This window comes from Leuconostoc inhae, assembly GCF_019656015.1.
GTDB lineage: Bacteria > Bacillota > Bacilli > Lactobacillales > Lactobacillaceae > Leuconostoc > Leuconostoc inhae_A.
The window spans coordinates 173,236-187,238 of sequence record NZ_BPKW01000005.1; the positions used below are offsets into that span (position 1 = coordinate 173,236).

The window sequence follows — 14,003 nt, forward strand, 5'->3', positions numbered from 1 at the left end:
ACCTCATTTTTGATATAATAAAATTCGGAGTGAAATATAATGACTAAAAAACATGTTGCTTTATTATTTGGTGGTAATTCATCAGAACACGATGTATCGAAACGTTCAGCTCAAAATTTTTATGATGCAATTAATGCAACCGGAAAATATCAAATAACGGTTTTTGCAATTGCACAAAATGGTTACTTTTTAGATCCAGAGAGTTCAAAACGTGTGTTAGCTTTAGAAGACGAACAGCCAATTGTTGATGCCTATATGGCAAACGTTGATACAACTGACCCGCTTGCTCGCATCAGTGCATTACGTGCCGGTGGCGACTTTGATATTTTTTTCCCAGTTGTGCATGGTAATTTGGGTGAAGATGGTACGTTACAAGGATTGTTTAAATTATTGAATAAACCCTATGTTGGTGCACCATTACGCGGTCATGCAGTAAGCTTTGATAAAGCTATGACTAAAGAATTATTAACGGTTAACCAAATTCGTAATACAAAATATGTGGTGCTTGATAGCAAAACAGCTAAAGAGTGGACATGGGATAAAGTAGTGGCGACATTTGGTGATATTGTCTTTGTTAAAGCAGCTAACCAAGGATCCTCTGTTGGCATTTCTCGTGCTAAAACTGCAGTTGAATTTGAAGCAGCATTGGCAGATTCATTTCAATACGACTATAAAGTTTTGGTTGAACAGGCTGTTAAGGGTTCACGAGAACTAGAAGTTGGTGTTATTGGTAATGAAGAGCCAATTGTATCTGAAATTGGTGCGCATACCTTACCAAATCAAGGTTCTGGGGATGCATGGTATGATTACAATAATAAATTTGTTGATAATTCAGAGGTGCTTTTTGAAATCCCTGCAAAGTTATCAGAAGCTGTAACTAAAGAAGTAAAAGATATGGCCATACAAGCTTATAAAGTTTTGAACTTGCGAGGTGAGGCAAGAATGGATTTCTTGCTAGATGAGAACGATGTGCCATATCTGGGTGAACCGAATACATTGCCTGGCTTTACAAACATGTCGTTATTTAAACGATTGTGGGACTATTCAGATATTGACAATGTAAAGCTTGTTGATATGTTAATAACATATGGTTTTGAAGAATTTGAAAAAAATGCGCGACTAAGTTATCAATTTGTTACTTTGGGCGAAGAAAAGATAGGGAAGTTTAACTAATGGTTAAAAATAGTAGAAAAGATAATTTTGATGGCAAAGCCATTCGTGCGGCACGTAAAAAAATGCGTTTATCTCAAGTTGAATTGGCAGAAGGTATCACAACACAAGCCACGATTTCTTTAGTTGAAAACCAAAATCGTGTGCCTAATGCTGATGTGTTACTAGCGATATTGGATCGTTTGAATTTGGAAATATCAGAATTCGTATCGGGCGATTTTCTAACACAAAAAGCTAAGGAATTGTTGGGAAAAGTTGTACTGCAGATGAAACATGATGCTTTAGCTGAATTTGCAGAATTCGAAAAAGCATTGAGTCAAAATGCACCTACAATGCAAGCCTATTATATTTTAAAAGCAACTGATGCTTGTTACAATAAAAAAGACTTTTCAAAAGTTATTGACTATGCTAGCTTAGCAGTGGACAAAAAAACGCCATCATTGGGCGACTTTTACTCATTTTATGCTTATCGTCAAATGGGGACAAATTATTATCTACAAGGTGACATTGAAAGTGCTAAGGAAAAGTTTGATTTAGCCTTTGAGTTGGAACCTGATTTATTAACAGCAAACGAATTAGAATTTCATGGTGCACTTCAAGGACGTCAATACTATGCTGAGTTCTTAATTGCACAAAATGAATTAGATAAGGCAGCACAATTATTAGAAGAAGGTTTGTTGGCGTTGCGTAAGCGTGTTGATTTATTTTGGGTGCCTGATTTGAGTGAGCTGTTGGCTAATGTTGAGAAAAAACGAGGCAATGATCTGTCTGCTAAGCGACATATACACTATGGTAGAATTGCAGCGCTCTTATCAAACCGTAAAACAGCAGAAGAACGTTTGTCAGCTTTAGATACTGTTGCGTTCTAATTGAAATTATCATATAAAAGTCGCCACCCTCGTATACGAGGGTGGCGACTTTTATATGATGTTCATTAATTGAATTGGAGGAAGGAAATCTGCTAAAGATTAACCACGTACAACAAGTACATCAATACCGGCTGTGCGTGTTACAAATTCAGTAACAGAACCAATAACCAAGCGTTCAACGGCATTTAAACCAGTGGCACCAATAACAATGATATCGGCATTAACTTCATTCGGCACATCTTTAGCAATCAAGGCCTTTGGTGAACCATATTCAATGAGATAATCGACGTTTTTAACGCCAGCATCAATAGCTTGTTGCTTGTATTTATCAAGTGTTTTACGAGTTTCATCAGAGACAGCTTCGACCATCGTATCATCAAAACTGGCTACATTTTGAAAAGCACGCGTATCAATGACATTTAAAATTGATAGTATACCATTATCACCGGCATCAGTTGTTAACTCAATGGCGCGAACAAGCGCTGCTTCTGATTCTTTCGAACCATCCATTGGCACTAAAATGTTGTTATAGTTTGCTGTCATAAGAATTCTCCTTTAGTATTGTTTATACCTTAAGTATACCGCTTACATTGATAAATTACTATAATTTTTAAGCATTTGTTGCCGAAATGTTCTATATAAAAAAGCGTCCACATTTGTGGACGCACGGGACATGCCCGAGACACTCATGATACCGTTAACCGTTACGCAGGTTTTCCTCGGAATTGTCGAGGTGGATGGTTCATAACACTTATTAGATTACCGAATGAAAGGGCTTATCTGCCAAACTGAAAATTCCCATCCGAGAAATAAAAGTTGTAAGGAAAAAGCTGATGATGTAACAATGCGTATATCTGAGGAATCTATACTTTATTATAACGCGAAAAATTTGTAACAACCAGTCTTGACATTTTGAAACTAGTAATCATATTACTAGTTTCAAACAATTTCTATTGTAACCCCTTTTTTTGTTGTAACTTTAAGGCGTGATATATATCATGGAACGATTGTTCAATTTTAGAATTGCCTTTAGGTTGAAAATATGACGTGTTTTGAATACTATCTGGTAAATATTGTTGAGGGACCCAGTCATTATCGAAATCATGGGGGTAAATATAGGATGTACCATGACCTAAATCAGCTGCACCTTGATAATGAGAATCTTTTAGGTGGTTGGGGATATCTGATATTTTACCTGAATGAATATCATCAATTGCCATATCTAGTGCTTGATAGGCTGCATTTGACTTTGGAGAAAGTGCAAGTTCAATTATTGCATTGGCCAAAGGAATTCGTGCTTCCGGAAACCCAAGTGTCTGAGCAGCCTGAATAGCTGTTACGGCATGTTGAACAGCGGATGGATTGGCTAAACCGATGTCTTCGTAGGCAATAACAGTCAATCGGCGTGTTAAAATTGCCAAATCACCAGATTCTACAATTCTTGCGGCATAATGTAAAGCAGCATCAACATCTGAACCACGAATAGATTTTTGAAGAGCTGAAATGACGTCGTAATGGGCATCGCCATCTTTATCAGCAGACATTGCTTTACGTTGTACAGTTTCTTCAATAATTGGTAACGTTATATTAATGATATTATCTTTTTTATTAGGTGGCGTTGACAAAACAGCTAACTCCAAGCCGTTAAGTGCGCTGCGCAAATCACCATTTGTTGCTCGAGACAGCTGTGTCATTGCATTATCATCAAGGGTAACATTATAATTACCGAGGCCTTTTTCCTTATCGTTAAGTGCACGTTTGACAGCAATTTTGATGTCATTTTCGGTAAGTGGCAAGACTTGGAAAATTTGTGTTCGTGATCGAATGGCTGGTGTCACGTTAATGTAAGGATTTTCGGTTGTCGCGCCAATTAAAATAATTGAGCCAGATTCTAAGTGGGGTAATAAAAAATCCTGTTTTATTTTGTTTAATCGATGAATTTCATCTAGTAATAAAACGACAGTACCGGACATTTTAGCTTCTTCAGCAACAATTTGAAGGTCTTTTTGACTATCAGTAGCGGCATTCAACATACGAAATGCATATTTTGAAGATCCTGCAATAGCTGATGCGATTGACGTTTTGCCAGTACCTGGTGGGCCATATAAAATCATGGAACTCAGGCGTTTAGCGTCAACCATGCGTCGAATAATTTTGCCACTACCTACTAAATGCGGTTGTCCAACGATTTCTTCAATTTGAGTTGGGCGCATACGGTACGCGAGAGGTTGCTGCATAATATTAAACCTTGGTGATCCTTTTTTTATTATAGTAATAACTTATTAATTTAAATAAATATTGTCAATATTGACGGCAGTATCTGCTGCCAATAAAACGGCGATTGGGTCGTTTTGAGATGTAGAGTTTGTTGTATGAGAAAGTAGTGTGAACGGGTGCTTTGTACGTGTTGCTATAGCAACATAAGGGGCAAAGTTATCCCCAGCAATATTTTGATCAATTAAAACTTTACCCAAACTGTTTGATTTTAAGGTTGATTCAAATTGTGATTGCACATCTAAATTGTTTAGTTGTGAATATTTAACGGCAACCACGACACGTTCTCGAAATGTACCAAGATAATGTTTTTGTTCATCGGGGTTGATTTGAGATTGACCACCGAGTTGTTCCTTCTGTAAGCGTTCATTGATATCCATGTTTTATTCTCCGATACGTTGTAGTATATCTATTATACGTTATATTCAAATCACAATACAAACAAAAGAAAAACGCCACCAAAACGGTGACGTTTTAACCAAATGAATTAAGTGATTAACCCAAACGGTTATAATATTCGACGATTAATGATTCGTTAATGTCAGCATCTAACTCTTCACGTTCTGGCAAGCGAACTAATGAGCCTTCAAGCTTTTCAGAATCAAATGAAACGAATTGTGGATGACCAACAACTGATTCAACAGCTACTTGAATAGGGACAATGGTTTTTGACTTGTCGCGAACTGAGATAACTTGACCAGGTGTTACGCTGAATGAAGGAATATCAACACGTTTGCTATCAACCATAATATGGCCATGATTAACTAATTGACGTGCTTGTTGGCGTGTTGTGGCCAAACCAAGACGGTAAACAAGTGAATCCAAACGTTGTTCTAACAAAATCATAAAGTTAGTACCATGTGTACCCTTACGGATTTTACCAGCTTTGTTAAACAAAGAATGGAATTGACGTTCTGTCAAACCGTAAGTGAAACGCAACTTTTGCTTTTCACGCAATTGTGTACCATATTCAGAAATTTTAGCACGGCGGCCTGCACCGTGATCACCAGGTGCGTAAGCACGACGTGATAATTCTTTACCAGTACCAGACAATGAAACACCTAAGCGACGCGAAATGCGCCACTTTGGACCTGTATAACGTGACATATATATGTCCTCCAAAATGTAGTTTGTCGTACATTTGAGGGGTAAGTACCAGATGCGTGCAGCGCCGGACTTGACGTTTCTCAGAACCAGTAGCTATGGCCTTACTAACGATTTGGGGCGTTGTTGACGCGCTTCTTTACTTACTGCTACTCAATAACAACTTCTTCTAATAATAACAGAAATGGTTACGAGAAGCAAGTTATTAAGAAAGGTGTAAACGATTTGAGATTTAGCAAAATACATTACGATACTCGGCATTACATCTAATCGCGTGATAGAATGAAACTATCAATTAAAAAATGGGATAAAAACACATGAATCTGACTATATTAGTAATTGTTTTAGGCATCGTTGTCATTGCATACTTAGCAATATTTATCATGCAGCGAACAACAGTAAAAAAAGTGAACACATACCAAACTAAAAAAGAACAATTAGCATCTTTAAAAGTTCGTGATGAATTGGTTGAAGGACGGAAGTTGGCATTAACAGGACAGTCTTTAAAACAGTATCAAAGTTTAGAGGCTAGCTTTAATGATGTTAAAAATAATAAATTTCTAAAAATTGATCAACAAGCTAACCTTGTTTTATTTGAGGCACGAGGTATTAATTTCATTAAAACAGGGCACGAATTGTCACGTTTGGAATCGATGGTTGATGATACGGAGAGCACAATAAACACTGTTCGTAGTGGCTTGACAGAATTAAAAAAGATTGACGAAGCACATCGCGAAGCAATTAGCGACTTAAAAAAGAAATATGATGACTTACGTAAACGGTTGTTGGCAGAAAACTTTAAATTTGGTCCAGCAAATTCAGGACTAGATAAGTTTTTGAAGCAGCTTGAAGGTGATTATGATGAATTTACACGTCTAACAGAGGATGGGGATCATGCAACAGCGTCTGATATTTATGAACAATTAGCCATGGAAACAACACAAATGGAAAATATGATGGCTGATATTCCAGTGTTGTTTGAAAAATTAGATACAGTGTATGTTGAACAATTAAACGAATTGCTACAGGGACACACGAACCTCATTGGTCAAGGTTATGTTTTCCCAAACGATACATTGGTACAAGAACTTGAGGCAATTGACGCACAACGCCAACAGGTGCTTAAATTACTGGGTGAGCTTAAACTAAAAGAAGTATCAGAACAAAATGGTTATATTGATCGACGCATTGATACATTGTATGACATGATGGAAACAGAAGTGACGGCTAGAAAAGAAGTAACTAAAAATGCTGGTCAGTTGTCATCAGATTTATTACGGTTACGCGAGCAAAACAGTCAATTATCAATGACATTGGATCGTTTGGGGCAGAGATTCCAGTTCAATCATAAAGAATTAGAGACACGACGTACATTGTTGGAACAAATTAATGCTACCGAGGAGCAAGTTAATCATAATGATGATTTGCTTGAAGCTTCTGAAATGTCTTTTAGTGAGTTACGTGCCAAACAGGACAGTCAATTAAAGCGTTTTTCAGAAATTGAGAATCAACAAGTTGAAATTTGGGAAAAAATATCAGGGCTTGAAAAAGCACAGCATTCTGCCCGACAATTTGGTGGACAATATCAACAAGAAATTGAAACGATTAAACAAGCTGTTGAACGTATGAATTTACCTGGGCTACCAGAAAGCTACTTAGAATATTTCTTTGCAGTATCTAATGAGTTGAATAAATTAGCTAAATCATTGCAAGCACATCTGATTGATATGGATGAGGTACAGAGACAACTTAATATTGTTTCAGCTGATATTGATACGTTAAAAGAGAAAACAGAAACGCTTGTCGATCAAGCAACTTTAACGGAACAGTTATTACAGTACGCTAATCGTTATCGTACAGGTAGCGATCGTGTTGCCGCTGCTAGTGAGCAGGCTCGTATGTTTTACGAACGAGATTACAGTTTTGATAAAGCAATGGATGTTTTGGGCCCGGCTTTGGATAGTGTGGAGCCAGGCGTTTATGAAAAATTAGTCGATTCGTATATGCGACGTAAGACGCCATTACTATAAATTAGAAAAACCAGCTGATGCTGGTTTTTTTATAAATAAGAGGGGAGATTACATATGAATACTATTGATGATTATGATGAAATAGTCACAGATCGGCTATTATTGCGACGTGTTTTATTATCAGATGCACCACAAATGTATCAATGGTTGCGTGACGAAAATACAGTACAATGGCTATCAGGGACTGTGAGCAATAGCGTTGAGGAGGTTAAAAATCAGGCGATAAAGTCTTATTTTTGGCAAAATATTTTAAACACGAAAAAATATGGTATTGCATTACAAGAAACAAATAAGTTAATTGGTAGTATAGATTTTCGACAAAATGTATTAAAAAACAATGCTGAAATTGGCTATGTATTGACACCTTTACAGCGAGGAAAAGGATTTATGCATGAAGCGGTTAGTAGTTTGTTGACTATTGGATTTGTTGAACTGAATTTGGCTGATATTTGGATTAGTCATGACAGTGAAAATATCAGTAGTCGCCGTATACCTGAACGTTTAGGATTTGAAAAATTAGAAATGAATGATACATCAGCTCATGTCGTTTGGCATATGTCATCTGCACGATATCGTGAGAAATTTCAAATCAACTATTAATTTGAAAAAATGTTGTAAAAGTCATAAAAATTTATAAAGATACCCCAAAAGATAAATTTTATCGTTATGCTAGTAAGGTATATCGTAAATAGAAGAGGTTTTTATGTCAAGTTGGCAATATTTATTAAAAAATAAGCGACAATTAGTGAAGTGGTTAGTTGCTGCTATCATACCTGTTATATTTGTAGCAGGTTTCTTAGTCACAATGGGACATACGACCCAACAGGCCAGTAGATTAAAGGTGGCGGTGGTTAATTTAGATGATGGCGGTCGGTATCGTGGGAAACAACAAAATATTGGGACTGATTTTTCGCGTCGGTTACGCAATGAAAAAACATTCACTACTGTCAATTACCCAACAAAAAAGCAAGCCGAGTCAGCTTTACGTGATGGTGAAATTAGTGCCATTGTGGTTATGCCAGCAGCATTGACAAACCAGCTATCAGATTTTCAAAAATCTGGGAAAACGGTTAATTTGCAACAAATAATTGCTAGTGGGCAAAGTCAATTTGCATCGCAATATTTGCAACGCCAATTAACGCAAGCGTTGAATCGTGAAAATGCGCTTTTGATGGTCGGAACGGCTAATAGTTCAATGTTAAAAAATTTGGCAAATCAAAGTCAAAATTTATCTCAACAAGCAAACGATTTACAGACTAATTTGCAAGCTGTTGGAAATGGCATTAATGCGCAGACAGCTAGTGATCTTCAAAGCACAGCACAAGAAGAAACGGCAAAATTAGCAAGCTATTCCGCACAACTTAATGATGCGATTAGCGCAGGAGATACTACTAAGATAAGTGAAATGGCTTCAGCGATTAATGATGTATCCTATACAATGCAAACGTCTGTCGTCGGTGGTATTAGTAATATGGCAGCTAATTTAAATAACACAAAATCGTTGAGTGATGAATCTGGTATTATTCAATCAAGTGCAAAGAAGATTCAAAAAGGGCAGTCTGATATCGCTGGCAAATTAAAAGATACACTAGGTGACCAAGAATCAAGTAAAAATTCGTCACCATTATCACAAATGATGGTTTTTGATATGACAGATATGCAACCTGTTAAGCAAGATGGTCAACTTATTTTACCGAACCTATTAGCAATTGGTGTGACTTTGTTATCTGTTTTATTTGGCTTAATATTACCAATAAAATCAACCAAGTCAGAAATGCTTGCATTGGAACAATGGTGGCGCAATTTCCAAGTTGGCGGGATAATGAGTCTTGTGAGTGTCATGCTGATGACACTCAGTGCGGTATTTTGGCAGGTATCATTAGCAAAAATTTTCGCCATCACAACTGTGACTTTGTTGGCTTCTTGGGCGATGATGAGTATTGTTTGGTATTTAAAACAAGTCTTAGGTCAAAGTGGCTGGTGGTTGTCAATAGTTCTGATGATCGGGCAACTTATTTTTACAGTCACATCCCTACCTAGCAGCGTGTCAACGACTGCTTTTAATGTTATACGTAGTCTATTACCGTTGACTGCCTTAAAGCGTGCGATTAATCAGTTAATATTTGGTGGCAATGTACAACAAAATCTGGCTATAATAATAATTTGGCTACTTATTATCACTATTTTATTAGTGACATACTATCGCGTAAAGCAACGTCAAAATCTTAAAGAAATACTAGTTGATTGAACAGCAAGTTACTAAGTGATTAGTAAAAGTTACAAATATGAGCAAAATTGTATTATTTTGCGATTAAAAAGGGTGTAAAATAATGGTATGAGAACAAAAACAAGTACAAGTGAAGTCACACGTGAACGCATTTTGCTGGCAGCAACAGACTTATTTTTAGCAAAAGGGTATGAACAAACAACGACACGCGAAATTACTAAAGTACTCAACGTCACACAGCCGGCGTTGTATCATTATTTTGGCGATAAAGAGGCCTTGTTTGTTGAAGTCATCAAACGGGTAGGGAAACAAGTATCAGATGGTATGCTTGTTATTTTAAGCCAATCATATGATCAACCTAGTGATCAGCTTGTTGCTATGACACAAGTTATTGTTAGGCGTCATCCGCGTGATGTTTTCACCTTGATACATGGGAGCTTTAACCTACTATCGTTAGCAAATCAAAGAGAATTGGGCCTTGTTTTTGGCCGTGATTACGTGGCACCAATCGCAAAATTTTTTGATCAAGAAGCATTGAATCTTCGTCAACATGTTGATTCTCGTGTAGCCAGTTCCTTTTATATTACCAGTTTGGCACCGTTATTCGGTGATTTCCATCGTCTTAATGGCACAGTAGATATGACAGAAAGAATACAACAATTGCTTGATCTCATTCTTTATGGTGTCTCAGAACGTTGAACTTTGTACGGGTAGATGGTATGATATAATGAGAATTTAACGGAGACAACACATATGGCTAGTCAAAAAGTATCACTCGCGTGCACAATTTGTGGTTCGCGTAATTACACGGTAGCATTATCAAAAGATCGCACAGAGCGTCTTGCAGTTAACAAATTTTGTGCTTTTTGTGGCAAGCACACATTACACCAGCAAACAAAGTAAAGGTTAGAAATATGTTGAAGTATTTTAGAAACGTTGCAGCAGAGATGAAGCGAGTAACTTGGTTATCACAAGAACAAGCATCTAAAGAAACGGTGACAGTTATCACTGTTTCAGTTGTTTTTGCGTTATTTTTAGGTGGCGTAGACTGGCTTTTGCAAAGTGGATTTAATTTCATTCTAAATTAATAGCGAAATTATTCAAAATATAGTATACTAGTAGTATCAGCAAGGACTTCTTTACGAGGTCTTTTTTTATAGCAAAAAAGGAGAAGCCTTAGAAAACGTTGAATGATTACTATAGGTCAAAAGTAATGATGAACGAATTGGGCACATTAATTATGTCAGAAAATAACGACTTATCACAAGAAAACAAAGAAGAAACGATTGATAATAACGATAACATTGAAAAATCGTGGTTCGTTGTCCATACCTATTCCGGTTATGAACACAAAGTGAAAGCTAACTTAGAGTCCCGTACACAAACAATGGGGATGTCGGAACAAATTTTCCGAATTTTGGTGCCAGAACAAGAAGTGACAACTATTCAAGATGGCGAAGCAAAAACGTCTGTTGAAAACGATTTTCCGGGTTATGTTTTAGTTGAAATGGCAACACCACATGACTACAATATGACCGATGAAGCTTGGTATGTTGTGCGTAACACACCTGGTGTCACAGGATTCTTGGGTTCTCACGGGGCCGGATCAAAGCCAAATTCATTAATGCCTGAAGAAGTTGATCTTTTGATGAAGCGTATGGGTATGGTCACTCGTGAAGTAGTTGATTTAACCGTTGAGATTGGACAAACAGTTAAAATCATTACTGGGCCCTTTTCTGGTATGGAAGCAACTGTTACAACGGTTGATGTTGAGAAACAGACATTGGAAGCAACGGTGGAAGTGTTTGGACGTGAAACACCAACGGAATTAGACTTTGCTGATGTTGATACTGTTTTAGATGAAGCTTAAGATAGTACAAATTGCAATAAATACTTGCGAAAAAAGACATTATCTTATATAATTAATGGGTATGTCATCGACATGCGTGGGAGCAGCACTTAAGCTGCGTCTACCACAACACGAGGAGGAAAAAATCGTGGCTAAAAAAGTTACAACAGTAGTTAAACTACAAATTGCCGCTGCTAAAGCAACGCCAGCACCACCAGTTGGTCCTGCGTTGGGACAAGCCGGTATTAACATTGCGCAATTCACAAAAGAATTTAATGCGCGTACTGCAGAACAAGCAGGTTCAATCATTCCGGTTGAAATCTCTGTTTTCGATGATCGTTCATTCGAATTCGTTACAAAGACACCACCTGCTGCTGACCAATTACGTAAAATCGTTGGTAAGGGTTCAGGAGAACCTAATACTAAAAAGGTTGGAAACGTTACTTTGGATCAAGTTCGTGCAATTGCTGAAAACAAAATGGCTGATTTAAATGCCAATGACGTAACAGCAGCTATGCGTATGATTGAAGGTACAGCACGTTCAATGGGTGTTACTGTTGAAGGTGTTGACTTGACTGTTGACGGTACAGCAATCAAGGAGGATGCAGAATAATGACTCAAAAACATGGTAAAAAATATACTGCAGCGTTAGCAAAAGTAGAAGTTGAAAAGAACTATGCTTTGAATGAAGCAGTAGCTTTAATTAAAGAAATTGATTACGCTAACTATGACGCTTCTGTTGAAGTTGTCTTTAAGTTAAATGTTGACACGCGTCAAGCAGATCAACAATTACGTGGTGCTGTTGTGTTACCAAATGGCACAGGTAAAGACAAGAAAGTTATTGTCTTTGCACAAGGCGACAAAGCTAAGGAAGCGGAAGCTGCCGGAGCAGATGTTGTTGGTGCTGCTGACTTAGTTGCACAAATTCAGGGTGGATGGATGGACTTTGATACAGCCATCGCTACACCAGATATGATGGCGCAAGTTGGTCGCGTTGCACGTATCTTAGGTCCTAAGGGCTTGATGCCTAACCCAAAGACCGGTACAGTTACAATGGATGTTACTAAGGCTGTTTCAGATGCCAAGGGCGGACAAGTAACATACCGTACAGACCGTGACGGAAACGTTGCTGTGCCTGTTGGTCGTGTATCATTTGATGAAGCTAAGTTGGCTGAAAACATCAAAACAATTGCTGACACTGTTTTAAAGTCTCGCCCAGCAGCTGTTAAAGGTGCATATGTAGAACACGCTTCACTTTCTTCAACAGTTAGCCCAGCCGTTGCTTTGGATGTTAACGCATTGTAAAGTTTGACGATATCAACTTCGTTTGATATACTTATTAAGTAAATTAAATCATTTTGCCTAAGACTCAGGAGGTACGTGTACCTTAATATCCTGCCGAGGAAGTTTAAAAAACTTTTCCCGTGTGTCTTTTGGTACACGGGATTTCTTTTGCAAAATAATATTATGAAAGGAGAATATATATCATGAGTGAAAAAGCTATTGCAGTAAAAGCACAAAAAGTTGAAGAAATTGCTAATCAATTCAAGAATGCTGCCTCAGCAGTTGTTGTTGATGCTCGTGGATTGACAGTTGCTCAATCTACAGATTTGCGTCATCAATTGCGTCAAGAAGGTGTTGTGCTTGAAGTTATCAAGAACAAAATTTTGACACGTGCCGCTGAAAAAGCTGGATTTGCTGAATTGAACGACATTTTTGCCGGTCCTTCAGCCGTTGCATTTTCAAATGATGATGCTATTGCACCATCACGTATTTTGAAGAAATTTGCTGACGCCAACGAAAAGTTGGAAATCAAGGGTGGTGTTGTCGATGGCAACATTGCTAACTTGGACGACATTAACAAATATGCATCTTTGCCATCACGCGAAGGCTTGTTTGGACAATTGTTGGCCGAATTCCAATTCCCAATCCGTTCATTTGCATATGTTGTTAAGGCATTGCAGGAAAAGTTGGAAGAGGAAAATGGTGGCGAAGCCACTACTACCGAAGAAGTACCTGTTGCTGAAGCAGCAACAGATGCTGAATAATTAAAAAAACTAACATACAAAAAATTGGAGGATTTAATCATGGCTTTTGATAAAGACGCGATTATCGCATCATTGAAGGATGCAACAATCTTGGATTTGGCTGATTTGGTTTCAGCAATCGAAGAAGAATTTGACGTTTCAGCAGCAGCACCTGTAGCAGCAGCTGGAGCAGCTGACGGCGGAGCAGCTGAAAAGACAGACTTTGACGTAGAATTGACTTCAGCAGGTACTGCTAAGGTTAAGGTTATCAAGGCAGTTCGTGAAGCAACTGGTCTTGGATTGAAGGAAGCTAAGGACTTAGTTGATAGTGCACCTTCAATCGTTAAAGAAGGTCTTGATGAAGCTGCTGCCAACGAATTAAAAGAAGCTTTGGAAGCAACTGGTGCAGCTGTAGCATTGAAGTAATTTCGTTTTTTCGAAATTATGAATTAG

Annotated in this window: 17 protein-coding genes and 1 other annotated feature; of the genes, 13 read left to right on the top strand and 4 right to left on the bottom strand. The window is 37.7% G+C overall.

Annotation, left to right across the window (positions count from 1 at the left end):
• The first annotated feature begins 39 nt into the window (after positions 1-39).
• Together K5Q14_RS04505 and K5Q14_RS04510 are read left to right on the top strand one after the other, a co-directional pair.
• Positions 40-1,173 (top strand): D-alanine--D-alanine ligase family protein, encoded by a 1,134-nt coding sequence (locus tag K5Q14_RS04505; RefSeq protein ID WP_220734630.1) that lies wholly within the window; start codon positions 40-42, stop codon positions 1,171-1,173.
• The gene (locus K5Q14_RS04510; RefSeq protein ID WP_220734631.1) at positions 1,173-2,039 is read left to right on the top strand and encodes a helix-turn-helix domain-containing protein; all 867 of its coding nucleotides are present in this window, start codon (positions 1,173-1,175) and stop codon (positions 2,037-2,039) included. Before K5Q14_RS04505 ends, K5Q14_RS04510 begins: the two co-directional genes overlap by 1 nt.
• A gap of 99 nt (positions 2,040-2,138) precedes the next feature.
• Here the strand turns inward: K5Q14_RS04510 and K5Q14_RS04515 are convergent, their stop codons facing one another.
• The 4 genes from K5Q14_RS04515 to rpsD all read right to left on the bottom strand — a co-directional run bounded on the left by K5Q14_RS04515 (position 2,139) and on the right by rpsD (position 5,420).
• Positions 2,139-2,582, bottom strand: coding sequence for a universal stress protein (locus tag K5Q14_RS04515; RefSeq protein WP_220734632.1), 444 nt, complete (start codon positions 2,580-2,582; stop codon positions 2,139-2,141).
• Between the two features lie 407 nt (positions 2,583-2,989).
• Positions 2,990-4,276 (bottom strand): replication-associated recombination protein A, encoded by a 1,287-nt coding sequence (locus K5Q14_RS04520; protein WP_220734633.1) that lies wholly within the window; start codon positions 4,274-4,276, stop codon positions 2,990-2,992.
• Positions 4,277-4,321: 45 nt separating this feature from the next.
• Positions 4,322-4,693, bottom strand: coding sequence for a DUF1694 domain-containing protein (locus K5Q14_RS04525; RefSeq protein WP_220734634.1), 372 nt, complete (start codon positions 4,691-4,693; stop codon positions 4,322-4,324).
• Between the two features lie 115 nt (positions 4,694-4,808).
• Complete coding sequence (rpsD, locus tag K5Q14_RS04530; protein ID WP_220734635.1) at positions 4,809-5,420, bottom strand: 30S ribosomal protein S4; 612 nt, start codon at positions 5,418-5,420, stop codon at positions 4,809-4,811.
• A gap of 314 nt (positions 5,421-5,734) precedes the next feature.
• Between rpsD and ezrA the strand changes: the two genes are divergently transcribed.
• The 11 genes from ezrA to rplL all read left to right on the top strand — a co-directional run bounded on the left by ezrA (position 5,735) and on the right by rplL (position 13,976).
• On the top strand, positions 5,735-7,447 hold the full coding sequence (ezrA, locus tag K5Q14_RS04535) for a septation ring formation regulator EzrA (protein ID WP_220734636.1): 1,713 nt from the start codon (positions 5,735-5,737) through the stop codon (positions 7,445-7,447).
• 54 nt (positions 7,448-7,501) lie between these two features.
• On the top strand, positions 7,502-8,047 hold the full coding sequence (locus K5Q14_RS04540) for a GNAT family N-acetyltransferase (protein ID WP_220734637.1): 546 nt from the start codon (positions 7,502-7,504) through the stop codon (positions 8,045-8,047).
• Between the two features lie 103 nt (positions 8,048-8,150).
• Complete coding sequence (locus K5Q14_RS04545) at positions 8,151-9,695, top strand: YhgE/Pip domain-containing protein (RefSeq protein WP_220734638.1); 1,545 nt, start codon at positions 8,151-8,153, stop codon at positions 9,693-9,695.
• An 87-nt stretch (positions 9,696-9,782) separates the two neighbouring features.
• Positions 9,783-10,373 carry a TetR/AcrR family transcriptional regulator gene (locus K5Q14_RS04550; RefSeq protein ID WP_220734639.1) on the top strand — a complete coding sequence of 197 codons (591 nt, stop codon included), beginning with the start codon at positions 9,783-9,785 and terminating at the stop codon, positions 10,371-10,373.
• 54 nt (positions 10,374-10,427) lie between these two features.
• Positions 10,428-10,577 (top strand): 50S ribosomal protein L33, encoded by a 150-nt coding sequence (rpmG, locus tag K5Q14_RS04555; RefSeq protein ID WP_220734640.1) that lies wholly within the window; start codon positions 10,428-10,430, stop codon positions 10,575-10,577.
• A gap of 11 nt (positions 10,578-10,588) precedes the next feature.
• On the top strand, positions 10,589-10,762 hold the full coding sequence (gene secE / locus K5Q14_RS04560) for a preprotein translocase subunit SecE (protein ID WP_013231226.1): 174 nt from the start codon (positions 10,589-10,591) through the stop codon (positions 10,760-10,762).
• A 152-nt stretch (positions 10,763-10,914) separates the two neighbouring features.
• Positions 10,915-11,544: a transcription termination/antitermination protein NusG gene (gene nusG, locus K5Q14_RS04565; protein ID WP_220734711.1), complete on the top strand. Its 630-nt coding sequence runs from the start codon at positions 10,915-10,917 to the stop codon at positions 11,542-11,544.
• A 127-nt stretch (positions 11,545-11,671) separates the two neighbouring features.
• Positions 11,672-12,136, top strand: a complete 465-nt coding sequence (rplK, locus tag K5Q14_RS04570) for a 50S ribosomal protein L11 (protein ID WP_220734641.1) — start codon at positions 11,672-11,674, stop codon at positions 12,134-12,136.
• Positions 12,136-12,828 (top strand): 50S ribosomal protein L1, encoded by a 693-nt coding sequence (gene rplA, locus K5Q14_RS04575; RefSeq protein ID WP_220734642.1) that lies wholly within the window; start codon positions 12,136-12,138, stop codon positions 12,826-12,828. The genes rplK and rplA overlap by 1 nt, the downstream gene beginning before the upstream one ends.
• Before the next feature lie 38 nt (positions 12,829-12,866).
• Positions 12,867-12,983 (top strand) — a sequence feature (ribosomal protein L10 leader region).
• Between the two features lie 27 nt (positions 12,984-13,010).
• Entirely contained in the window at positions 13,011-13,571 is a 561-nt protein-coding gene (rplJ, locus tag K5Q14_RS04580; RefSeq protein ID WP_220734643.1) for a 50S ribosomal protein L10, read from the top strand.
• A 39-nt stretch (positions 13,572-13,610) separates the two neighbouring features.
• Positions 13,611-13,976, top strand: coding sequence for a 50S ribosomal protein L7/L12 (gene rplL / locus K5Q14_RS04585; protein WP_220734644.1), 366 nt, complete (start codon positions 13,611-13,613; stop codon positions 13,974-13,976).
• Positions 13,977-14,003 lie beyond the last annotated feature (27 nt).